The organism is Mycolicibacter sinensis (genome assembly GCF_001667945.1).
GTDB lineage: Bacteria > Actinomycetota > Actinomycetes > Mycobacteriales > Mycobacteriaceae > Mycobacterium > Mycobacterium sinense_B.
In genome coordinates, this window is record NZ_LZJK01000027.1 from 33,641 (window position 1) to 56,761 (window position 23,121).

At 69.0% G+C, this 23,121-nt stretch carries 19 protein-coding genes; 8 read left to right on the forward strand and 11 right to left on the reverse strand.

What is annotated here, in order from left to right; all coding sequences use genetic code 11:
* Positions 1-6: 6 nt before the first annotated feature.
* Positions 7-546 (reverse strand): DUF402 domain-containing protein, encoded by a 540-nt coding sequence (locus A5694_RS02565; protein WP_064920281.1) that lies wholly within the window; start codon positions 544-546, stop codon positions 7-9.
* Between the two features lie 45 nt (positions 547-591).
* Here A5694_RS02565 and uvrB point away from each other — a divergent pair, with 45 nt between their 5' ends.
* Entirely contained in the window at positions 592-2,763 is a 2,172-nt protein-coding gene (gene uvrB / locus A5694_RS02570) for an excinuclease ABC subunit UvrB (RefSeq protein ID WP_064920282.1), read from the forward strand.
* Positions 2,764-2,846: 83 nt separating this feature from the next.
* Positions 2,847-4,262: an MFS transporter gene (locus A5694_RS02575; protein WP_064920300.1), complete on the forward strand. Its 1,416-nt coding sequence runs from the start codon at positions 2,847-2,849 to the stop codon at positions 4,260-4,262.
* 5 nt (positions 4,263-4,267) lie between these two features.
* Here A5694_RS02575 and A5694_RS02580 read toward each other — a convergent pair whose 3' ends face one another.
* Positions 4,268-5,737, reverse strand: coding sequence for a glycosyltransferase family 39 protein (locus A5694_RS02580; RefSeq protein ID WP_064920283.1), 1,470 nt, complete (start codon positions 5,735-5,737; stop codon positions 4,268-4,270).
* Between the two features lie 269 nt (positions 5,738-6,006).
* Between A5694_RS02580 and A5694_RS02585 the strand changes: the two genes are divergently transcribed.
* Positions 6,007-6,453 (forward strand): universal stress protein, encoded by a 447-nt coding sequence (locus A5694_RS02585; protein ID WP_064920284.1) that lies wholly within the window; start codon positions 6,007-6,009, stop codon positions 6,451-6,453.
* 2 nt (positions 6,454-6,455) lie between these two features.
* On the opposite strand, the gene A5694_RS02590 is transcribed toward A5694_RS02585, so the two are convergent.
* Complete coding sequence (locus A5694_RS02590) at positions 6,456-9,608, reverse strand: ATP-binding protein (RefSeq protein WP_064920285.1); 3,153 nt, start codon at positions 9,606-9,608, stop codon at positions 6,456-6,458.
* 80 nt (positions 9,609-9,688) lie between these two features.
* Entirely contained in the window at positions 9,689-10,375 is a 687-nt protein-coding gene (locus A5694_RS02595; protein WP_064920286.1) for an MBL fold metallo-hydrolase, read from the reverse strand.
* 57 nt (positions 10,376-10,432) lie between these two features.
* Between A5694_RS02595 and uvrA the strand changes: the two genes are divergently transcribed.
* Positions 10,433-13,339: an excinuclease ABC subunit UvrA gene (gene uvrA / locus A5694_RS02600; protein ID WP_064920287.1), complete on the forward strand. Its 2,907-nt coding sequence runs from the start codon at positions 10,433-10,435 to the stop codon at positions 13,337-13,339.
* Between the two features lie 12 nt (positions 13,340-13,351).
* Here uvrA and A5694_RS02605 read toward each other — a convergent pair whose 3' ends face one another.
* The 6 genes from A5694_RS02605 to lysX are packed head-to-tail and all read right to left on the reverse strand — an operon-like array spanning position 13,352 to position 19,283.
* On the reverse strand, positions 13,352-13,786 hold the full coding sequence (locus tag A5694_RS02605; protein WP_064920288.1) for a type II toxin-antitoxin system VapC family toxin: 435 nt from the start codon (positions 13,784-13,786) through the stop codon (positions 13,352-13,354).
* On the reverse strand, positions 13,783-14,025 hold the full coding sequence (locus A5694_RS02610; protein ID WP_064920289.1) for a ribbon-helix-helix protein, CopG family: 243 nt from the start codon (positions 14,023-14,025) through the stop codon (positions 13,783-13,785). Before A5694_RS02610 ends, A5694_RS02605 begins: the two co-directional genes overlap by 4 nt.
* Before the next feature lie 26 nt (positions 14,026-14,051).
* Complete coding sequence (locus A5694_RS02615) at positions 14,052-15,227, reverse strand: winged helix DNA-binding domain-containing protein (protein WP_064920290.1); 1,176 nt, start codon at positions 15,225-15,227, stop codon at positions 14,052-14,054.
* Positions 15,228-15,230: 3 nt separating this feature from the next.
* Positions 15,231-15,470: a hypothetical protein gene (locus A5694_RS02620; protein WP_064920291.1), complete on the reverse strand. Its 240-nt coding sequence runs from the start codon at positions 15,468-15,470 to the stop codon at positions 15,231-15,233.
* Between the two features lie 10 nt (positions 15,471-15,480).
* On the reverse strand, positions 15,481-15,903 hold the full coding sequence (locus A5694_RS02625) for a DUF6653 family protein (RefSeq protein WP_064920292.1): 423 nt from the start codon (positions 15,901-15,903) through the stop codon (positions 15,481-15,483).
* Positions 15,904-15,929: 26 nt separating this feature from the next.
* A complete protein-coding gene (gene lysX, locus A5694_RS02630) occupies positions 15,930-19,283 on the reverse strand; it encodes a bifunctional lysylphosphatidylglycerol synthetase/lysine--tRNA ligase LysX (RefSeq protein WP_064920293.1) in 3,354 nt (1,117 codons plus the stop codon).
* 320 nt (positions 19,284-19,603) lie between these two features.
* Here lysX and infC point away from each other — a divergent pair, with 320 nt between their 5' ends.
* From infC to A5694_RS02650, 4 genes are read left to right on the forward strand one after another with little or no spacing between them, the layout of a single operon-like run.
* Positions 19,604-20,278 (forward strand): translation initiation factor IF-3, encoded by a 675-nt coding sequence (infC, locus tag A5694_RS02635; RefSeq protein ID WP_082952474.1) that lies wholly within the window; start codon positions 19,604-19,606, stop codon positions 20,276-20,278.
* A 24-nt stretch (positions 20,279-20,302) separates the two neighbouring features.
* On the forward strand, positions 20,303-20,497 hold the full coding sequence (gene rpmI, locus A5694_RS02640; protein WP_064920295.1) for a 50S ribosomal protein L35: 195 nt from the start codon (positions 20,303-20,305) through the stop codon (positions 20,495-20,497).
* 55 nt (positions 20,498-20,552) lie between these two features.
* Positions 20,553-20,942 (forward strand): 50S ribosomal protein L20, encoded by a 390-nt coding sequence (gene rplT / locus A5694_RS02645; RefSeq protein WP_013828758.1) that lies wholly within the window; start codon positions 20,553-20,555, stop codon positions 20,940-20,942.
* A gap of 20 nt (positions 20,943-20,962) precedes the next feature.
* Positions 20,963-21,754, forward strand: a complete 792-nt coding sequence (locus A5694_RS02650) for a TrmH family RNA methyltransferase (protein WP_064920296.1) — start codon at positions 20,963-20,965, stop codon at positions 21,752-21,754.
* Here A5694_RS02650 and A5694_RS02655 read toward each other — a convergent pair.
* The gene (locus A5694_RS02655; protein ID WP_109535571.1) at positions 21,751-22,848 is read right to left on the reverse strand and encodes an oxygenase MpaB family protein; all 1,098 of its coding nucleotides are present in this window, start codon (positions 22,846-22,848) and stop codon (positions 21,751-21,753) included. The genes A5694_RS02650 and A5694_RS02655 overlap by 4 nt on opposite strands.
* Between the last annotated feature and the right edge of the window lie 273 nt (positions 22,849-23,121).

Sequence of the window (23,121 nt, forward strand, 5' to 3'; positions counted from 1 at the left end):
GTGGGGCTAGTGGGATCCCGGCGGCGCGCCGGTGAGACCCTCGCTGACCGGCCAGGACACCGGCATGCCCTGGCCGGTCAGCCAGCGCTGCAGGTCATAGCCGTTGCGGGCCAGGCCGTCGACGGCGGCGAGGGACCGCAGCACCGCCCGTTCGGCGTCGTCCTGGCTGAGCAGGCCCTCGCGCACGGCGACCATCAGCTCGTCGACGTCGGTGACCGTGACGTCCTGCCCCGTGCGCAGCACCAGGTCCAGATAGTGGTCCCGGGAGCGCCACAGCGCCGGGCCGGGCGTGTAGTCGCCGACATCGAGGTAGAAGTCCTGGTCGCGTTCGTGGCCCGGGTTGAAGTGAAAGACGGTCGCGCGCAGCCCCAACGCAGGCAGCAGCCAGGACTCCAGGTAGTGGAACTGGGCCCGGCCCGGGGTGGGCCGGGCCAGGTAGAGACCCCACGGCTGCACGGTATAGACGTCGACGGCACGCACCACCCCCTTGGGGTCGGTGTTGGTGTATGCGACCAGGTCGAAGGTTTCGTGCTTCGGTGGGTGCACCGCTGACCGCCTCTCCTTGTCAGACACCCGGCTTACCCTGGGTTCGTGGCTTTTGCAACGGAACACCCGGTCGTCGCGCATTCGGAGTACCGGCCGCCTGCTGACGCTGTCGCAGGCATCGTCCGGGCCGGTGGCCGGTTCGACGTCGTCAGCGAGTATCAGCCGGCCGGTGACCAGCCGGCCGCCATCGCCGACCTGGAACGGCGCATCAAGGCGGGGGAGAAGGACGTGGTGCTGCTGGGCGCCACCGGCACCGGCAAGTCGGCCACCGCGGCCTGGCTGATCGAACGGTTGCAGCGGCCCACCCTGGTGATGGCGCCGAACAAGACGCTGGCCGCACAGCTCGCCAACGAGCTACGAGAGATGTTGCCGCACAACGCCGTCGAGTACTTCGTCTCCTACTACGACTACTACCAGCCGGAAGCGTACATCGCGCAGACCGACACCTATATCGAGAAGGACAGCTCCATCAACGACGACGTGGAGCGGCTGCGCCATTCGGCGACCTCGAGCCTGCTGTCCCGGCGCGACGTGGTGGTGGTGGCGTCGGTGTCGTGCATCTACGGCCTGGGCACCCCGCAGTCCTACCTGGATCGTTCCGTGGAGCTCCAGGTCGGTTCCGAGGTGCCGCGGGATGGACTGCTGCGGCTGCTGGTCGACGTGCAGTACACCCGCAACGACATGGCGTTCACCCGCGGCTCCTTCCGGGTGCGCGGCGACACCGTCGAGATCATCCCGTCCTATGAGGAGCTGGCCGTCCGTATCGAGTACTTCGGCGACGAGATCGAGGCACTGTATTACCTGCACCCGCTCACCGGGGACGTGGTCCGCAAGGTCGACTCGCTGCGGATCTTCCCGGCCACCCACTACGTGGCCGGCCCGGAACGGATGTCGCAGGCGATCTCCACCATCGAGGAGGAGCTGGCCGCCCGGCTCGACGAGCTGGAACAGCAGGGCAAGCTGCTGGAAGCCCAGCGGCTGCGGATGCGTACCAACTACGACATCGAGATGATGCGCCAGGTCGGGTTCTGCTCGGGCATCGAGAACTATTCGCGCCACATCGACGGCCGCGGCCCCGGCTCCCCGCCGGCCACCCTGCTGGATTACTTCCCCGAGGACTTTCTGCTCATCATCGACGAGTCGCACGTCACCGTCCCGCAGATCGGCGGCATGTATGAGGGCGACATGTCGCGCAAACGCAACCTGGTGGAGTTCGGGTTCCGGTTGCCGTCGGCCTGCGACAACCGGCCCCTGACCTGGGAGGAGTTCGCCGATCGGATCGGGCAGACGGTCTACATGTCGGCCACCCCGGGCCCGTACGAGCTCAGCCAGGCCGGCGGTGAGTTCGTGGAGCAGGTGATCCGCCCGACCGGCCTGGTGGACCCGAAGGTGGTGGTCAAGCCGACCAAGGGCCAGATCGACGACCTGATCGGGGAGATCCGGCAGCGCGCCGAGGCCGACGAGCGGGTGCTGGTCACCACCCTGACCAAGAAGATGGCCGAAGACCTCACCGACTACCTGCTGGAGACGGGAATCCGGGTGCGCTACCTGCACTCCGAGGTCGACACGCTGCGCCGGGTGGAGCTGCTGCGCCAGCTGCGGCTCGGCGATTACGACGTCCTGATCGGCATCAACCTGCTGCGGGAGGGCCTGGACCTGCCCGAGGTGTCGCTGGTATCGATCCTCGACGCCGACAAGGAAGGGTTCCTGCGCTCGACGCGCAGCCTGATCCAGACCATCGGCCGGGCGGCCCGCAACGTCTCCGGTGAAGTGCACATGTACGCCGACAAGATCACCGACTCGATGCAAGAGGCCATCGACGAGACCGAGCGGCGCCGGGCCAAGCAGATCGCCTATAACGAGGCCCACGGTATCGACCCGCAGCCGCTGCGCAAGAAGATCGCCGACATCCTCGACCAGGTGTATCGGGAAGCCGCCGACAGTGAGAATGTCGAGGTCGCGGGTTCGGGGCGCAATGCCTCCCGGGGGCGGCGCGCCCAGGGCGAGCCCGGCCGGGCCGTCAGCGCCGGGGTCTTCGAGGGCCGCGACACCACCGGCATGCCACGCGCCGAACTGGCCGACCTCATCAAAGACCTCACCGAACAGATGATGAACGCGGCGCGTGACCTGCAATTCGAGCTCGCCGCACGCATCCGCGACGAGATCGCCGACCTCAAGAAGGAGTTGCGGGGGATGGACGCGGCCGGGATCAAGTGACGCGCCAGCAAGCGGGGTGTTTTCGCGTGTCGTGATGATCCGTGATTGACTGCAATGCGGTGGTGGATCTGACTGACGCGGTGATGACCGACTCCGCGGTAAGCACTGGCAGCTGGCGTGAGCTGCTCGGAAAGCGGTACCTGGGCACCTCGGCCGTGCTGGCCGGGGGCGTGGCCCTCTACGCCACCAACGAGTTTCTGACGATCAGCCTGCTGCCCAGCACCGTCAAAGACATCGGCGGTGAGCGGTTCTACGCGTGGGTGACCACCTTGTACCTGGTCGGATCGGTGATCGCCGCCGCCGCGGCCAATGCGGTGCTGGTCCGCATCGGTTCCCGGTCGTCGTACCTGCTGGGACTGCTGGCGTTCGGCGCCGGAGGCGTGGTGTGCGCTATGGCGCCGCACATGGAGATTCTGCTGGTCGGGCGCACCCTGCAGGGCATGGGTGGTGGCCTGTTGGCCGGCCTGGGCTATGCGCTGATCAACGCCGTCCTACCGAGTTGGCTGTGGACCCGCGCGTCCGGGCTGGTATCGGCGATGTGGGGGGTCGGCACCCTGGTCGGGCCGGCAGCCGGCGGGCTGTTCGCCCAGTTCGGCCTCTGGCGCTGGGCGTTCGGCGTCATGGCGGCGCTGTCCGCGGTGATGGCCGCCGCGGTGAGCGTGGTGCTGGCGGCCGGGCGCGGCAGCCACCACGGCGAACCGATGAAGATCCCGGTGCGCTCGTTGCTGCTGCTCGGCGGTGCCGCGCTGGCGGTCAGCGTCGCGCAGCTGCCACACAGCCTGTTCGGCGCGGCCAGCCTGCTGATCGCGGGCGGCGTGCTGCTGGTGGTGTTCCTGGTCCTGGACCGGCGCTCCTCGGCGGCGGTCCTGCCGCCCAGCGCGTTCCACCCGGGGCGGGAGAAGTGGATCTACGTGACGCTGGGCCTGCTGATGGCCACCACGAAGGCCAACCTGTACATCCCGCTGCTGGGTCAGCGGCTGGCCCACCTGCCGCCGGTGATGGCCGGCTTCTTGGGCGCCGCCCTGTCGACCGGTTGGACGTTCAGCGAGATCGCCAGCGCCTCGGTCAGCAAGGTGCGGGTGGTCATCGGCCTGGTGATCAGCGCGCCGCTGGTGATGTCGGCCGGCCTGGCGGTGGTCGCGTTCACCCGGATGAACCACTACAACCCGACCGCGGTCGGTGCGATCTGGGCGATCGCCCTGCTGGTCGTCGGCATCGGCGTCGGCGCCGGCTGGCCGCACCTGTCGGCGTGGGCGATGAGCTGCGTCGACGACCCCGCCGAGGGCGGCACGGCCGCGGCCGCGATCAACACCATCGCGCTGATCGGCGGGGCGTTCGGCGCGGGATTCGCCGGCCTGGTGGTCAACACCGCGATCAGCACCGGCCTGCCGGCGGCCCGCTGGTTGTTCGCGACCTTCGCGGCCCTGGCCGCCCTGGGCTGCGTGGTGGCCTATCGGGCCAGCCGCGGTGCCGAGCCGCTGGTCGGCGCCACCTCCTGACGGGTTCACCGGGTGGATTTGATCACCTGGGCGAAGGTGAACTGCCAGCGTTCGACGACGTGGAAACCCAGCCGGTCCAGCACCTGACCGTCAGGGGTCCGGGCGAACCGGATGCCCATCGGCAGCATCGCAGCAACCTGGTGGGCCGGCAGCGCGTGATCGTGATCGGTGATCGTCCAGATCGCCGGGCAGCCGGCCAGCTGATCGGTCAGCGCCCATACCGCCAGGTGCCCGTCCCACAGCCGCCCCAGGGTTTGGCGGTGCGGCCCCCGGCCGGGATCGGTCAGCTTCGCGAACGCTTCGGGACGCGCGGCGGTCAGCGCCCGGATAGGGCCGGGCAACCACCGGGTGGTGTTGTCGATCAGCAGGCAGTCCCCGGGCGCGGCGTGCGCGTCGATCACGTCGGCGACCGCGCTGTAGTCCCAGCCTTTTTCTTTGGTGTACCGACCACGCTGGCCCACAACATAATTGGGTGCCGCGGCGATCGCCAGCAGTGCGACGACACCGATGACGGCGCGCCGTGACCCGGCGACGGTGGTGACCGCGACGGCCAAGACGATCGCCATCGCCGGCGCCGTGCAGATCAGATAGCGCGGGTAGTAGACGGGCTTCACCACCGCCGAATAGGCCAGGGTGGCCACCGTGGGGATGATCATCCAGGCGGCGCAGAGGATCAGCAGCCGGCGCACCTGGCCGCTGGGTGCCCGGCGGGCGCGCATCGCCACCGCGGCCGCGATCAGCAGCCATGCCCCGACCGCGAACGGCACGCTTTTGTCGAAGAACTGCTGCTGCACCACCTCGACGACGGTGTGCCGGTTCAGCGGCTCGATCCAGGCGACCTGCCAGATCTGCCGCTGACTGAACCACAGGAACGGGGCCAGAGCCGCCAGCGCGACGCCGGCCGCAGCGGCAAAGCGCCGCCTCGCCGAGCGTCCGCCTCCGCCCACCCGCAGCGCCACCGCATGCACCGCCACCAGGAGCACGGTGAAGGTGTTCAGCAGCGTCGACGCCACCACCGCCGCGCCGTAACCCACCCACAGCGCGCCGGTGTTGCGGCGGGCTGCGCTGACCCACAGCACCGTCAGCCACACCGCGGCCATCGCCGCAAACGCATACGGGCGGGCCTCGACACCCGCCCACGTCACCCGCGGCAGCACCGCATACAGCACCCCGGCGCACACCGATACCCGCCGGTCGGCGAACCGGCGAGCCAAGACCACCACTCCGGCGGCGCCCGCGCCGACCGCCAGACAACTCGGCACCCGCGCCCAGAATTCGGTGGCGGGCAGTACCGCGAACCAGCCGTGCATGACCAGGTAGTACAGGCCGTGCACCGCGTCGATGTGGCTCAGCAGGTGCCACAGCTCGGGCAGGGAACGATGCGTCGACGCCGAGATCGTCGCCGCCTCGTCGAACCACAGCGACGGCCGACCCGCCCCGATCCCGCTGATCACCGTCGCCAGCCCCCCGATCACCGCTGCATCCGGGGGTGTGCGCCGCCGGCGGAGCGGAGCCGCTGTCGTGGTCGCCGGGGCTCGGGTCAGTACCTGGCTCAACGGCGTGCCCTCTCGGCGGGGACCAGGGTGATGAATTTCCACGTTACCGTGATTTCGGGGCCGGTCGGGTCGGATGTGTGTGCAGCGACGCAGCCGACATGTGACGCCAATCGCCCCCATCGGGGCCGTCGACGCGTTAATGTCGCCATGGCTTAGAACACAGCAACTTTTCACCGGGAGGGTTACGGATGAGCGGCTACAAGACGGTGGTGGTCGGTACGGACGGCTCGGATTCGTCGCTGCGTGCCGTCGACCGCGCCGGTCACCTGGCGTCTGGGGAGGGCGCGAAGGTCGTCGTCGCCACCGCTTACCTGCCGCACGCCGACGACCCCCGGGCCACCGATGCTCTGAAGGACGAGAGCTACATCGCCTCGGGCAACGCCCCCATCTACGCCATCCTCAAGGAAGCCCGGGAGCGCGCTATCGCGGCCGGGGCCTACGAGGTGGAGGAGAAGGCCGTCGTCGGCGCTCCGGTGGACGCGCTGGTGGATCTGGCGGAGTCGGTCAAGGCCGACCTGCTGGTGGTCGGCAACGTAGGGCTGAGCACGATCGCCGGGCGGCTGCTCGGATCGGTGCCGGCCAATGTCTCGCGGCGCGCCAAGGTGGACGTGCTGATCGTGCACACCACCGGCTAGCGTCAGGGCATCGCTTCGGCCCAGGCGAGATGCCCTTCGTAGCCGAGTGTTTCGGCCATGTCGCGGCAGCGGTCACGAAAGCCGGCATAGGCGGCTGCGTCGCCGCGCGCCTGGGACAGCAGCGCCCGCAGCCGCAACAGCCAGACATCCCGAATCGCCAGGTTCTCTTCGGCGGGTGCGGTCGCCAGCAAGTCGATCGCGGCCTCGGCTTCGGCCATATCGGCGTCGGTGGGTCCGTCCAGCAGGGTCTCCACCAAAACGTTGGTCGCGTGAAAGCCCCAGCCCAGCAGCTGGCCCCTGCGGATCAGGTGGTCGGCGACGGTGCGGATGAGTGCCAGGGCATGCTCGCGGTCCCCGTGCCGAGCCCTTTCCCGGGCCAGGAAGACGAGGGTGATCGGGAACTCACCCACCTGGCCGACCTGGGTCAAGATCTGCTGTCCCCGCTCGCGCTCGGCGACGGTGGGGCGGTGTAACAGCGCAAAACCCAAGTTCTGCCGCGCCTTGGACAGGGTGTAGTCGTCACCCGAGCGTTCCGCGTGCGCGACGGCTTCCTCGATGGTGCGCACCGCTGCGTCGTCGGCGTTCAAGACGCCATAGGCGATCGCGGCCTGGTAGGTGAATGCCACCGCGACGACAAAGGACAGCGGGTCGGTGTCGCGAGCCATGGCGAGGGCGCGTTCCTGGTCGTCGCGCCACCCGGGGTGGCCCAGGCGCCACCGTGCGATGGAGCGCTCGGCCAGCACGACCGCCAGCGGAGAGCCGACCAGGAAATTGCCCATCGTGGGATCGCCATCGGCCAGGTCGATGACTCGTTGGGACCACTCCGCCACGTCATCCCAACCGTCCAACTCGGTCTTGGCGAAGATGGGCGCAAACGACAGTCCCACGGTCAGGGACGAGTCGTCGATGGAATCCAGCAGCGCCATCGTTTCCGAGGCCAGCTCGGAGGCCTCGTGGATCCGATCCTGGAACACGTAGCCGATCACCAGACCCGCCATGGCGATCGCCAAGGACGGCTTGTCGCCGCCGGCGTCGCACAGCTCGCGCAGTTCCTCGAACCGGGTCGGTATGTCGTTCAAGCCTGCGCGCCAAGCGATCCCGCACAGCATGGTGCGCGGGACGATCCGCATTGCGGTCCGGTTGGGATCGTCAGCGGGCAGCGTGTCGGCGATCTTCTGGGCGCGTTCCCAACTCATTCGTGCCGCGATGATGTCGCGGTTCAACGCCCACGTCGCGGCGCGCAGATGCCACCCGTAAGCGACATGTCCCTCTCCGGCGGCTTCCCAGTGCTCAGCGATCAGGGCGGCGTTCTGGTCAGCCGATGCGGGGTCCCGCGCTTCGATGGCCCTGGCAAGCCGTCGGTGCACCTCGGCGCGACCGGACTTCAGTTGTGCTTCATAGGCGACCACCCGGATCAGCGGATGCCCGAACGCGTAGTCGGCGTCCGGCGCCGGCGGGGACAGCGGTTCGATCAGTTCGGCGCTGATCAGTTCCTCGACGCACGGATCGACGCCCAGTTCGACCAACAGTTCGCCGCTGAAGCGGGTCCCGATGACCGCGGCCGCTGCCAGGGCCTGTTTGGCGCCCGTGCCGAGCCGGTCGATGCGCGCGGCCAGCGTCGCCTGCAGGGTGGCCGGCACATGGATCTCGGCCGCGGCGGTGCGGCATAGGTAGCTGCCGCGTTCACCGATCAGCACGCCGCGCTGCGCCAGCTCGCGGGTGATCTCCTCGGCGAAGAACGGGTTCCCGGCCGAGTGTTCGGTCATGATGGCGGCGACCTCGGTCACCGAGGGGTGCGTACCCACGAGGTCGGCCACCAACAGCGAGGTGTCCCGGTTGCTGAGCGGCTCGAGGGTCATGGTCTGCACGCCGGACACCTGCTGCAGCGTGCCGCGGTACTCGGGGCGGCAGGTGATCAGCGCCAGCGAGCAGGTGGCGGCGATCACCGTCAGAAAGTCCGCGAGCATGGATTCACTGACCTCGTCGATCCAGTGCACGTCCTCGACGACGAAGATCGCGGGATGGGTGCGGGCCAGCTGGGCGGTGTTGACCAGCGCGGTCAGCCGCCGCCGCCGGGCATCCGGGTCGATTTTCGGCAGCTCCACCCCGGGTTCCACGATGCCCAGGAGGTCATCGAGCAGCAGCATGTCTTCGGGGTCGGCATCGGGGACCCGAGCCCGCACGGTGGCCCGCATATTCGCGTCGTCGAGGCCACCGACCCGTGCCGCGGCGCCCAGCAGACCGGCGACCACGTGGAACGCGACATCGGTGGTGTGCGCTTCACAGAACGCGGAAAACACCTCGACGCCAACCTCTTTCGCGCACTGGATGATTTCGTCGACCAGTCGCGTCTTGCCGATCCCGGCCGAGCCGACGACGCACACCGCCGCCCCGTGCCCGTTGACCGCCTGGCTCAGCATCGCCTTGAGCGTGGCCAGTTCCGCATCGCGGCCGACCAGTACCGACTCCGCGGACCGGTCGCGCTGGCGGCGCGGGGACATGCTCAGCAGACGTCGCGCCGGGACGGCATCGGCAACACCTTTGACGCGCACCAGCTCCGGTTCCCCGAGCACCGACACCGCGGCCACCAGTTGCGCGGTCGCCGCGCTGAGCATCACCCCGCCCGGCGGCGCGGCGGCCTCCATCCGCTGCGCCATCCCCACCTGCTCACCGATCGCGGTGTAACCCAGCGCCCCGGAACCGAGGTCGCCGACGATCACCTCGCCGGAGTTGATCCCGACCCGCACCTGCAGGTCCACCCCGTCGCGGTGGCGCAGCTGCTCGGCCAGTCCGCGTGCCTGCTCTTGCATTACCAGGGCGGCGCGGCAGGCCCGCACCGCGTGGTCCTCCAAGGCCATCGGCGCCCCGAAGATCGCCATCAGACCGTCACCGGTGAACTTGTCGACCGTGCCGCCGAACCGCTGCACCACCGCCGCCGCCCGAGTCACCAGCTCGGTCATGATTTCGCGCAGCCGCTCGGTGCCCACCGCCGACGCGAGCTGCATCGACTGCACCACGTCGGCGAAGAGCACCGTCACCTGTTTGTACTCGGCGTGCTCGGTGGATGCCACGATCAGCGAACCGCAGCCATCGCAGAACCGCGCACCCTGGCGCGGCACGGTTCCGCACGTTGCACACGCCGGTATGGCCGTCACCCGACCCCTCCGCAGCCTCCGGCCCCCCGAAGGGCCTCAGTATAGGCGGCTTTTACCAGCTGACAAGGCGTTTTGCGGCGTCACCAACCCCGTTCACGCCACTCCGCCAGGTGCGGGCGCTCGGCGCCCAGCGTGGTGTCGTCGCCGTGGCCGGGATAGACGACGGTGTCGTCGCCGAACCGGTCGAACACCTTGCGGCTCACATCACCGAGCAGCCGCTCGAAATCCCCGGGCTGCCAGGTCTTGCCGACCCCGCCCGGGAACAGGCAATCTCCGGTGAACAACTGCGTCACCCCGCCGGTGGCCGCGCCGTTCAGGGCCAGCGCCACCGAGCCCTCGGTGTGGCCCTGCAGGTGGATCACGTCGAAACTCAGGTCACCGACCGTCACGGTGTCGCCGTCGGCCAGCAGCCGATCCGGGGTCACCGGCAGCGGCTCGGCGTCCAGGGCGTGCGCCGCCGTAGGCGCCCCGGTCGCCTCGGCGAGCGCTTCGAGGGCCTGCCAGTGGTCGAAGTGCTGGTGGCTGGTCACGATCAGCGCCACCTCCGGGGCGTGCTCGCGCACCAGCGCCACCAGGTTCTCGGCGTCGTTGGCCGCGTCGATCAGCAACGTCTTGCCGGTGTTCGCGCAGGTCACCAGGTAGGCGTTGTTGTCCATCGGACCCACCGACGTCTTGATGATCGAGGCCCCCGGCAGGGTGCGGCGCGCCGCGGTGCCGGGTTCGACGTGACCGGTGTAGCTGTCGTCAACCGAGATCGAAGGCGTCATATCCGCCACCGTACTGGCCCTGAGCTGGGTGTCGGTAGCGCCACCTAGCATGGACGGGTGGCTGACCGGCTGATCGTCAAGGGCGCGCGTGAACACAACCTGCGCAGTGTGGACCTCGACCTGCCGCGAGATGCGCTGATCGTGTTCACCGGCCTGTCCGGGTCAGGCAAATCCTCGCTGGCCTTCGACACGATCTTCGCCGAGGGCCAGCGCCGTTACGTCGAGTCGCTGTCGGCGTATGCCCGGCAGTTCCTGGGCCAGATGGACAAGCCCGACGTCGACTTCATCGAGGGCCTGTCGCCGGCGGTGTCGATCGACCAGAAGTCCACCAACCGCAACCCGCGTTCGACGGTGGGCACCATCACCGAGGTCTATGACTACCTGCGGCTGCTCTACGCCCGCGCCGGGACCCCGCACTGCCCGGTCTGCGGTGAGCGCATCGCCCGCCAGACCCCCCAGCAGATCGTCGATCAGGTGCTGGCGATGGATGAGGGCCTGCGGTTTCAGGTGCTGGCGCCGGTGGTGCGCACCCGCAAAGGCGAGTTCGCCGACCTGTTCGAGAAGCTGAACACCCAGGGCTACAGCCGGGTCCGGGTCGACGGCGTGGTGCATTCGCTCACCGATCCGCCCAAGCTCAAGAAGCAGGAGAAGCACGACGTCGACGTCGTGGTGGACCGGTTGACGGTCAAGGAGTCGGCCAAACAGCGGCTCACCGATTCCATCGAGACCGCGCTGGGCCTGGCCGACGGCATCGTGGTGCTGGAGTTCGTCGACCGCGATGACGACCACCCGCACCGGGAGCAGCGGTTCTCCGAGAAGCTGGCCTGCCCCAACGGCCACGCGCTGTCCGTCGACGACCTGGAGCCGCGGTCATTCTCGTTCAACTCGCCGTATGGGGCCTGCCCGGAATGCGCCGGGCTGGGCATCCGCAAGGAGGTCGACGCCGACCTGGTGGTGCCGGACCCGGACCGCACCCTGGCCGAGGGCGCGGTGGCGCCGTGGTCGATGGGCCCCACCAGCGAGTACTTCACCCGGATGATGTCGAGCCTGGGCGACGTGATGGGCTTCGATGTCGACACCCCGTGGCGCAAGCTGCCGGCCAAGGCCCGCAAGGCGATCCTGGAAGGCTCCGACGAACAGGTCCACGTGCGGTACCGCAACCGCTACGGCCGGACCCGCTCCTACTACACCGATTTCGAAGGTGTGATGGCGTTCTTGCAGCGCAAGATGGAGCAGACCGAGTCCGAGCAGATGAAGGAACGCTATGCCGGCTTCATGCGGGACGTGCCGTGCCCGGAGTGCGCCGGCACCCGGCTCAAGCCGGAGATCCTGGCGGTGACGTTGGCCGCCGGTGAGTACGGCAGCAAATCCATTGCGCAGGTCAGTGATCTGTCGATCGCGGATTGCTCGGACTTCCTCAACGCGCTCACCCTGGGCCCGCGGGAGCAGGCCATCGCCGGTCAGGTGCTCAAGGAGATCCAGTCCCGGCTGAGCTTTCTGCTCGACGTGGGGCTGGAGTACCTGACCCTGTCGCGGGCGGCCGGAACGCTCTCCGGCGGTGAGGCGCAACGCATCCGGCTGGCCACCCAGATCGGCTCGGGCCTGGTCGGGGTGCTCTACGTGCTCGACGAGCCGTCGATCGGGCTGCACCAGCGTGACAACCGTCGGCTGATCGAAACCCTGGTGCGGCTGCGCGACCTGGGCAACACCCTGATCGTGGTCGAGCACGACCTGGACACCATCGCCCACGCCGACTGGATCGTCGACATCGGACCGGCGGCAGGGGAGCACGGTGGGCGGATCGTGCACAGCGGGCCCTATGCCGACTTGCTGGCCAACCCCGACTCGATCACCGGTGCCTACCTGTCCGGCGCGAAAAGCATTGCGGTGCCGGAGGTTCGACGGAAGGTGGATGCCAAGCGCCAGCTCGGCGTAGTCGGTGCCCGCGAGCACAACCTGGCCGGCGTGGACGTGGCCTTCCCGCTCGGCGTGCTCACCGCGGTGACCGGGGTGTCCGGGTCGGGCAAGTCGACGCTGGTCAACGACATCCTGGCGGCGGTGCTGGCCAACAAGCTCAACGGCGCCCGGCTGGTGCCCGGCCGGCACACCCGCATCACCGGCCTGGACCACCTGGACAAGCTGGTGCGGGTGGATCAGTCGCCGATCGGGCGCACCCCGCGGTCCAACCCGGCCACCTACACCGGGGTGTTCGACAAGATCCGCACCCTGTTCGCCGCCACCACCGAGGCCAAGGTGCGCGGGTATCAACCGGGCCGGTTCTCGTTCAACGTCAAGGGCGGCCGCTGCGAAGCGTGCACCGGCGACGGCACCATCAAGATCGAGATGAACTTCCTGCCCGACGTGTACGTGCCCTGCGAGGTCTGCCACGGCGCCCGCTACAACCGGGAGACGCTGGAGGTGCACTACAAAGGCAAGACCATCGCCGAGGTGCTCGACATGTCGATCGAGGAAGCGTGTAGCTTCTTCGAGCCGATCACCGGCATCCACCGCTACCTGCGCACCCTGGTCGACGTCGGCCTGGGCTACGTGCGCCTCGGGCAGCCCGCGCCGACGCTGTCCGGCGGTGAGGCGCAGCGGGTGAAGCTGGCCTCGGAGCTGCAGAAGCGCTCCACCGGGCGAACCGTCTACATCCTCGACGAGCCCACCACCGGCCTGCACTTCGAGGACATCGCCAAGCTGCTGGGCGTCATCAACGGCCTTGTCGACAAAGGCAATACGGTGATCGTCATCGAGCACAACCTGGACGTGATCAAGACCGCGGACTGGATCATCGACATGGGCCCAGAAGGCGGGGCCGGCGGTGGGACGGTGGTGGCCACCGGCACACCCGAGGATGTGGTGGCGGTGCCGGAGAGCTACACCGGGAAGTTTCTTGCTGAAATCCTGGGGGCGCCGGCCAAACCGGCGAAAGCCACCAAGCGGCGGCGTAAGGCCAGCGCTTAGCGTGTGAACGCGTTACGCGTCGTCGGGCAACAGCCGAAATGCGGGAGCCCCGTTGAGGGGGACGATGGCCCGGAAATCGCGACGGTCCAGCGTAAGCACCGCGTTGGTCTCGTACTGTTGGGCCAATACGACGGTGACCGCGTCAGTAAGGTCGAGTTGCAAGGTTTCGTAACGGTTTTGAACAGCGCGAGCGGTTCGCAGCGTGCGAGCCGGAACGACGTCGACGGCGACGCGCCCGGTGCGCTCCTGGGTGAGTAGCCAATCGTTGATCGCCAGCGCCTCCCGCCTACCGACGCTCCGCGTGGTGACGTGTTCGATCTCGAGGAGAACCAAGGGGGAGATGACGGTCAGTGCAGCCTTGATCAGGGCCTGTCGTGCCGCGGCGTGCTCCGGGTCGTCCACGTTCAGGGCGGCCACCAGACCGGACGTGTCTCCCACGAGGATCATTCGGTAGTGCGCCCGGCAACCTCAGCGACCACCTGATGGATCTCGTCAACGGTCACCGGATGTCCGAAGCTCAGCGCGGGAATGTCCCAGTCTTCAGGCCAGCGACGGGCCCTCAAAGCAGCGAGGTGGAAGGCTTCGCGAAAGTACTCCGACTCCGGCCGTCCGTCTCGCGCGGCCGCCTCCTTGATCACGGCGAGATCGTCCTCATCGACCATCACCGTCGTCTTCTTCAGCGCCATATGGTTATGGTACCAGTGCCATAAGCTTAGCGCGGCGCCGCTTTGACCAGCGGCGACGGGAACCGCGGCGGCACCCGCACCCCGCCCAGCCACTCGGTGAGCCGCTTTGCGCGCTTCTCCAGCGCCTGGCGTGCCGGGCGGCCGGGGTCCTCCAGCAGCTGCAATTGCACCTGGGCGGCGGCATTCTGATACCAGCCGCCCACGATCCGCCCGTTCCACCACACCGTGGGCCCGGCGTTGCCGTTGTTGTCGAAGAGCTGCCCGCGGTGCTCGCCGAGGTACCAGTCGCGGTGATACCAGCCCATCGTGGTGACGTCGAGCCCGGGCAGCAGCGCACCCCACGGCGCGGGTTCCGGCTCGGGCTCCAGATCATCGGGCAGTGCATATCCGGGTGTGCCGTGCAGGTCGACGTCGACGGCGCCGATGTCGCTCAACGCCTTTCGGACCGCGGTTTTGGTGGTGCCGAACCACCACTTGATGTCGTCGGCGGTGGCCGGACCGAACGCCCGCAGCCAGGTGCGCAGCAGCTGCGCCTGCGCCACCTCGGCGGCCAGCGGGTCACCCGGCTCGCCGAGCCAGTCCATGGCGGTCGTCCACCGCGGCCGCGACGACGTCCAGGCACCGTCGTTGGGCCCGCGCACGATGTCACCCTGGACCCCGAGCACGGTCAGCGCCCGCGGCGCCAGATGCGTTTGGCCGCCATAGGACTTACCCGGCGCCGGATCGTAGGTTCCGGCCAGTTCCGGCAGGGCAGCGCGCAGTTCGGTGCTGCGGGTCGGGCCGTGTTCGCCGAGGTGAGCCAGCACCGCCGCACCGGCCCGGTCGAGCCAGCGTTCGCCGTCGGCCGCCACGCCGGCTTTGGCGACATCGGCGATGAGCCGGCGTCGCTCGGTGGCGGCCACCCGGTCACTGGCGGCGGCCTGCACCGCGGGCAGATCGGCGGGATCGATCACCCACAGGGTGCGGCGCATCGCCAGATGCTTGACCAGGGAACGCTTTTCATACAGCGCACTGTCCAGGTCGGCGACGGCGAACGGTGCCACCCGGGCCCACAGCGACAGATAGGGGGTGGCGGGGTCGGTGGCGTGCAGGCCGATCAGCGCGGCCGCCACCTGCGTTATCGGCTCGGTCGCGGCTTCGGCGGCCAGGAAGTGCCGGCGCGCCAAACGGTTTCGCCGCTCGGCGATGGTGAAGCTGCGCACCGGTCAGTGCTCACCCTCATGCATCGACGTCCGGATCTGCTCCAGTCGCTCGGCGGCCGCGCGCTGCAGGTCCTGGTACTGCTTCTCGACGCTGCGGCCCTCGGGCGTCTCCGAATCCAGTTCCTGCGCGCCGTTCGAGGTCTGATACCGGTTTTCGATCTTCTCGCGCACCGATTCGAAGGTCGGCACGCCGGCCTCGTCGAATCCGGGGTCGGGCTGCGGGCCGCTCGGATCGTCACCCATGCTCGACACGTTACCGGCGGCGGTCGAAGTAGCGGACCATCAACGCCCAGTAGCCCATGGTCAGCGTCATCGCCACCGCCGTCGCGATCACGGCGGGCAGCAACCGCCGGCGGCGGGCGCTCACCAGGGCGGCGACGGTCGCGGTGCTGCCGGCCAGATTCAGCAGCAGGGCGGCGTCGCGGGGCCGGTCGGTGATCCACTGCTCCTCGCCGAGCATCGCGCGGGTCGACCAGGCCGACGTCCCGGCCGGTTCACCGAAGATCACCGGGTTCAGCGCGAACCACACCGAGATCCACGCCGCATCCCGCCAGGAGCGCCGCCACACCGGCAGCAGGATCAGCGGCATCGTCGCCCAGCGGCTCCAGGCGCTGAGCGGGTTGGCGTGTCGGGCGAAGACCGCGCGGCGAAGACGGGCGAAGGTCGCGGTGGTCACCCCTCCATGATGGACCGTGCGCCCGCTCAGCGCGGTTTGGCCAGCGGGAACGGCAGCGTGTCGCGAATGCTGTGGCCGGTGATGAGCATGACGACCCGGTCGACGCCCATGCCCAGGCCGCCGGTCGGGGCCATCGCATACTCCATGGCCTGCAGGAAGTCCTCGTCGAGCTCCATCGCCTCGACGTCGCCGCCGGCGGCCAGCAGCGACTGCTGGTGCAGTCGGCGGCGCTGTTCCACCGGGTCGGTGAGCTCGCTGTAGGCGGTGCCCAGCTCGACTCCCCAGGCCACCAGGTCCCAGCGCTCGGCCACCCCGGGCTTGCAGCGGTGCGGCCGGGTTAGCGGCGACACCGAGGTGGGGAAGTCGGTGTAGAACGTGGGCCGCTCGGTGCGGGCCTCCACCAGCTGCTCGTAGAGTTCGAGCACCACTGCGCCGGCATCCCACTGTCGCAGGAAGTGCACGCCCGCGCGGTCGCACAACCGGCGCAAGGAGCCCAGATCGGTGTCGGCGTCGATCTGCTCTCCGAGAGCCTCCGAGACCGCGTCGTGCACGGTGCGCACCGGCCACTGCCCGGAGATGTCCACGGCGTCCAGCCGGCCGTCGGCGCCGGGCCGCATCACCACCGGTGCGCCGTTGGCCGCCACCGCGGCGTTCTGGATCAGCTCGCGGGCCCCGTCGATCCAGGTGAGGTAGTCGGCGTGAGCCTGGTAGGCCTCCAGCAGGGTGAACTCCGGGTTGTGGCTGAAGTCGACGCCTTCGTTACGAAACGCCCGCCCCAGCTCGAAGACCCGCTCCACGCCGCCGACGCACAGCCGCTTGAGGTAGAGCTCGGGGGCGATCCGCAGGTACAGGTCGAGGTCGTAGGCGTTGATGTGGGTGACGAACGGCCGCGCGTTGGCCCCGCCGTGCAGCTGCTGCAGAATCGGGGTCTCGACCTCCAGGAATCCCTTGGCGAACAAGGTGTTCCGCAGCGAGTGCAGCACCTTGCTGCGGGCCGCGATGAGCTCGCGCGCTCGCGTGTTGATCGCCAGATCCACATAGCGGGACCGCACCCGGGCCTCGGGATCGGTCAGCCCCTTCCACTTGTCGGGCAGCGGACGCAGGCACTTGCCCACCAGCCGCCAGTGCCGCACCAGCAGCGACGGGGTCCCGTTGCGGCTGTTGCCCATCCGGCCGGTCGCCTCGATCAGGTCGCCCAGATCGACGCCGGCGCTGAAGTCCGCGGCGCGGGCCTGGCCGGCCTCGGCCAGCACCGCGTTGTCCAGCAGCAACTGCACTTCACCCGACCAGTCGCGTAACTCGGCGAACAGCACGCCGCCGTAGTCGCGCATCCGCAGCACCCGCCCGGCCACCGAGACGGTTTCGTCGGCGCCGCTCTGCAACGCCTGCGCGACGGTGTGACTGGGCGGGGAGCCCACCGGATAGGCGTCAACACCGTTGTCCTGCAACGATTTCAGCTTGGCCATCCGGACCCGAACCTGTTCGGGAAGCCGGGGGAGCGCCGCGGCGGGTTCGGGCACCGCGGCGGTCCCGGTGGTCTCGGCGTCGGGGGCGGTGCCGTCGGCGTGCAGCCGCCCGCTGGCGGCCACCGCCGCCGGTACCGAGGAGTGGTGTCCGGTGTGCTGTTCGTTGCGCCGGGAGAACGGCAGCACCAGAAAGCCCTCGGCGATCACCGACGCGACACCGACCCGGGGGATCAGCCGGGCGTCCTCGTAGCAGGCGTACCGCGGCACCCACTGCGGCTGGTACTTCATGTTCGAGCGGTACAGCGTCTCCAATTGCCACCAGCGGGAGAAGAACATCAGCAGCCGACGCCACGCCCGCAGCACCGGGCCGGCACCCAGCTGGGCGCCCTGTTCGAATGCCGCCCGGAACATCGCGAAGTTCAACGAGATGCGGCTCACGCCGATGGTATTGGCCTGCAGTGCCAGCTCGCTGACCATCAACTCGATGGTGCCGTTGGGGGAATGCGGTGAGCGGCGCATCAGATCCAGCGAGACCCCGCTGCGCCCCCACGGCACCAGTGACAGCATCGCCACCACTTCGCCGCTTTGTGGGCCGGGTCGAGGGTCGCCGCGCACCGCCTCGACCAGCAGGCAGTCGGCATCGGCGGGGTCGCCGAGGCGGCCCAGCGCCATCGAGAAGCCGCGCTCGGATTCGGTGTCGCGCCAGGCGTCGGCGCGTTCGATCACCCGGGCCATCTCCTCGGCGCCGATGTCCCCGTGCCGGCGCATCCGGACCGTCAGCCCGGACCGGCGGGCCCGGGTCACCGCCTGACGCACCCCGCGCATATCCGGTCCGGACAGCTTGAACTCCGCGGTCCGCAGGATCGCCTCGTCGCCGAGCTCCAGGGCGCTCAGGCCGGCGTCCCGGAAGGCCTGGGCGCCGGCGAAACTGGCGCCCATGACGCCGGGCGCCCAGCCGTATTCCTGACAGATGTGCAGCCAGGCGGCGATGGCCTGCGGCCAGGCCCGCGGGTCGCCGACCGGGTCGCCGCTGGCCAGGCAGACCCCCACCTCGACCCGGTAGGTAATGGCGGCGCGGCCGTTGGGGGCGAACACCACCGACTTGTCGCGGCGGGTGGCGAAGTAGCCCAGCGAATCGTTCTGGCCGAACTGCTCGAGCAGCCCGCGGATCGCCGACTCGTCCTGGCCGGTCAGCGCGTTGTCGGCGCGTTGGGACAGGAACAGCACGATGGCCGCGATGATCAGGGCCAGCGCCCCGAGCAGCCCGCACAGCGCCTTGAGCCCGAAATCGGGCTTGCCGGGGAAGAAGTCCGGTTCCAGCAGGGCGAAGCCGACCACCCGGTTCACCACATACGGCAGCCGCCAGGGCCGCTCGACGGTTCCGGGGAACACCTCGATGAGCCCCCAGCACAGCAGGATGGCCACCGTCCAGCCGGCCGCCAGGGTGGCGGCGGACTTGAGCAGGGCGCCGCGGCGGACTTTGGCCCAGAACTCACCGCGGGCCAGCACCAGCACCACTAAAGCGGCGGCGTGCAGGGCCAGACCGGCAACGCCGCTGACGACCTGCAGCCGGTCGCTGCCGCCCGACACCAGCCGGCTGAGATTCCAGCCCCCGGCGACCAGCAGGTTGGCGATCAGCAGCCACCAGGCGATGCGTTTGCGGGCACTGAGCGCTGCGGCCAACAGGCCCAGCACGAACGCCCAGGCCAGGCTGGTGTCGGGGAAGTTGAACAGGTACTTGTCGACGAACTCGCGGGGCACCCGGATGACCCAGCGGATCACCGGGGACATGCTCGCCACCAGCGACAAGGTGGCGGCGGTGCCCACGGCCCAAGCGGCGGCCGCCGGAACCCAGTGGAACCGCGAGGAAGAACGCCGGCGCAAGCCCGGCTTGGATGGCCCAGTCAGCGTCATAGCCCGCGAGAATAAGCAGTCAAACCTGGAAAATAGTGTGAGGCCCGGCCTTGGGTGCAACGGCTGGGCTAGTGGAATGCGCAACTGCTGCTAGACTGTGTGCCGCGACCGTCCCGGCGTACGCCAGGACTGCAAGTGGAGTTCCCTCCCACCACTCGCCGAGGAGCGATCCGTCAGGCGCAGTGGTCCGGTCGCAGGCGGTGCGAACCGCCTGCTCTGCGCACCCGCGCAGGTGGCCCGATGGCATCGGGTCGCGATCGGTCGGTATCGGGCCCTGCTTCGTGCAGGGCCTTTTTGCTGGTGGGTGGTTTCTTCCGCCGCTGCGTCCGGACGACCACGGCGGCCGGCGCGACCGAAAGACTACCCAGGGAGGTCCCATCAGCACTGAGATCCGCGTCAACGAGCGCATTCGCGTACCTGAGGTCCGTTTGATCGGCCCGGGAGGGGAGCAGGTAGGCATCGTGCGCATCGAAGATGCGCTTCGCGTCGCCGCGGATGCCGATCTCGACCTTGTCGAAGTAGCCCCGACCGCCAAACCGCCGGTTTGCAAGATCATGGACTACGGCAAGTACAAGTACGAGGCGGCCCAGAAGGAGCGCGAGTCTCGCAAGAACCAGCAGCAGACCGTCGTCAAGGAACAGAAGCTGCGCCCCAAGATCGACGACCACGACTACGCGACGAAGAAGGGCCATGTGGTCCGCTTCCTCGAAGCCGGGGCCAAGGTCAAGGTGACGATCATGTTCCGCGGACGCGAGCAGTCCCGGCCGGAGCTGGGCTACCGCCTGCTGCAGCGGCTGGGCGCCGACGTCGCCGAATACGGCTTCGTCGAGACCTCCGCCAAGCAGGACGGGCGCAACATGACGATGGTGCTGGCACCGCACCGCGGCGCGAAAACCCGGGCCAAGGCGGCCGAGCAGGCCGGCGCCGGCGCGGTTCCGCCCGCACCCACCCCGGAGACCCCGGCGGACGCGGCCGAGCCCAAACCCGACAACTGATCCCGACACCAGAACTGAGGAAACATGCCCAAGGCGAAAACCCACAGTGGCGCTTCAAAGCGGTTCCGTCGCACCGGCACCGGCAAGATCGTGCGGCAGAAGGCCAACCGTCGCCACCTGCTTGAGCACAAGCCGAGCACCCGCACCCGCCGGCTGGCCGGGCGCACCGATGTGGCTGCCAGCGACACCAAGCGCGTCAATGCGATGCTCAACGGCTGACAGCCGCTCCAGGCAACGCACATCCCTTACGTCCCAACGAGAGTAGGAACACCCAATGGCACGCGTGAAGCGGGCAGTCAACGCCCAGAAGAAGCGGCGCACCATCCTGAAGGCCTCGAAAGGCTACCGCGGCCAGCGGTCGCGCCTGTACCGCAAGGCCAAAGAGCAGCAGCTGCACTCGCTGACCTACGCCTACCGTGACCGTCGCGCCCGCAAGGGCGACTTCCGCAAGCTGTGGATCACCCGGATCAACGCGGCGGCCCGCGCCAACGGCGTCACCTACAACCGACTGATCCAGGGCCTCAAGGCCGCTGGTGTCGAGGTGGACCGCAAGAACCTCGCCGAGATCGCCGTCAGCGACGCGGCCGCGTTCACCGCGCTGGTCGAGGTCGCCAAGGCGGCGCTGCCCGAGGATGTCAACGCGCCCTCCGGCGAGGCCGCCTGACCCTGCTGGGTCTTTCTGGGATGCTGACCGAACGCTCGGCCCGGGTGGTCGCGGCGGTCAAGCTGCACCGGCATGCCGCCAGGAAGCGCGAACAGCGCTTCCTGGCGGAGGGGCCCAATCTGATCGAGGCCGCGATCCGTCGCGGCCTGCTCATTGAAGTCTTCGCCACCGAAGCGGCGGCCCAGCGCCACGGCGAACTGCTGGCCACCGCACCCGCCCGTGTCCACCTGGTCACCGATCGGGCGGCAAAAGTCTTGTCGGACACCGTCACTCCGGCCGGGCTGGTCGCGGTGTGTACGCTTCCGCAGCCGGACCTGCACGCCGTGCTGGCGGGCCCGCCGCAGCTGGTGGCGGTGGCGGTCGGTATCGGCGAGCCGGGTAACGCCGGCACCCTGATCCGCATCGCCGACGCCACCGGGACCGGGTTGGTGGTGTTGACCGGCAACAGCGTCGATCCCTACAACGGCAAGTGCCTGCGTTCCTCGGCGGGCAGCATCTTCAACGTCCCGGTGGTGGTCGCGGCCGACACCGATGCCGTGCTGGCCGCGCTTGAGCAGGCGGGGCTACAGGTGCTGGCGACGGCACTGGACGGCGAGCTGTGCCTCGACGACGCCGACCCGGTGCTGGCCGCGCCCACCGCCTGGCTGTTCGGACCGGAAGCCCAGGGTTTGCCGGCCGCCGCCGCAGCCGCCGCCGATCATCGGGTGCGAATCCCGATGTCCGGTGGCGCGGAGAGCTTGAATGTGGCTGCGGCAGCTGCGATCTGCTTGTACCAGAGTGCGCGGGCGCAGCGCCACGCCGCCCGCGCCTAGGCGGCCTTCGGCCGTGGTCGTGGCCGCGGCGGGCGCACCCCGGCCAGCGAGAAGGTGCTGTGCACCAACGAGCCGGCGCGCTCGATCAGGCTCAACCGCCGCGGCGGGACGTAGTGCATCCCGCTGGCGCGACGGTCCCTGGGCGGTGCGGTGCGCCACGGCGCTTCTTCCAGCGGTGCATCGGCGGGAATCTTGCCCTGTTCACGGCGATAGCCGGCCAGTGCGCGCGGGTGCAGCCGGATCTCCTCGGGCACGAAGCTGAACGCTATCTGACTGAACTTGCCGATCAACCGGAACAGCACCTCGTCACCCTCGGACCAGCGCAGGCCGGCCTTCTCCCGGACCACCGGCTCGAAGAGTCCCGCGGCAATCCAGCGCTGGGTGGCCAGCATCGGCTTGAACAGCTGATCCCACACCGGGGTCGGCATCATGACGAACCACGGCTTGGGGATACGCATGTCCAAGATGCCTTGCGCGGCCGGCGTCATCTCCAGCTCTTCCTCGCAGACCCGGTCCCAGTACTCCAAGAATTCTTCCCAGGACTTCGGCACCGGGCGCATGCTCATGCCGTACATCCGGTACCACTGCACGTGTTCGTCGAAGAGCTGGTGCTTTTCGGCTTCGGTCAGCCCGCCGCAGAAGTACTCGGCCAGCTTGATGATCAGCATGAAGAACGTGGCGTGCGCCCAATAGAAGGTGTCGGGGTCCAGCGCGTGATAGCGCCGGCCCTGCTCGTCGGTTCCTTTGATGTCGCGGTGCCAGTCGCGGATCGAGGCGCCGGTCTGTTGGGCGCGGGCCCCGTCGTAGACCACGCCCATGATCGGATACACCGACCGGGTGACCCGCTGCAGCGGCTCACGCCACAGGCTGGAGTGCTCCTGCACACCGGCGCCCAGGCCGGGATACATGTTCTCGATGGTGCCGATCCACATGCCCATCACGCCGGTGCGGATGTCGCCGAAGTACTTCCAGGTCAGCGATTCTGAGTTCAACGGTTCGACAGCCGCTGCGGGTTTGGGCGGGGCTTGCAACGGGGCACTCTGCTCGGCGGGCTCTGCTGCCCGCTCGGCGGACGTGGTCGGTGTAACGGTCATCACGTCTCCTGTCTGGCGAACCTGACACAACCATAATTGTGACAACACGTGTTGTCTACAACATCGCGGGCGCGTCGCGGCAGGATCGCCGACCGTGGCGTGCGCCACGTGCCTCTGCCGTTGCCGGTGGCCGCGAGCGCCACCTACGCTGAGGCACATGGACCTCGAGCCGGTCGGTCGGCAGGCTGACGAGCTCGAGGAGGTGGTGGAGATTCCGGAACAGACCAGTGCGAGCCGCCGCCGTTCGTTCTCCCTCGACGAGGCCGCGGCCTG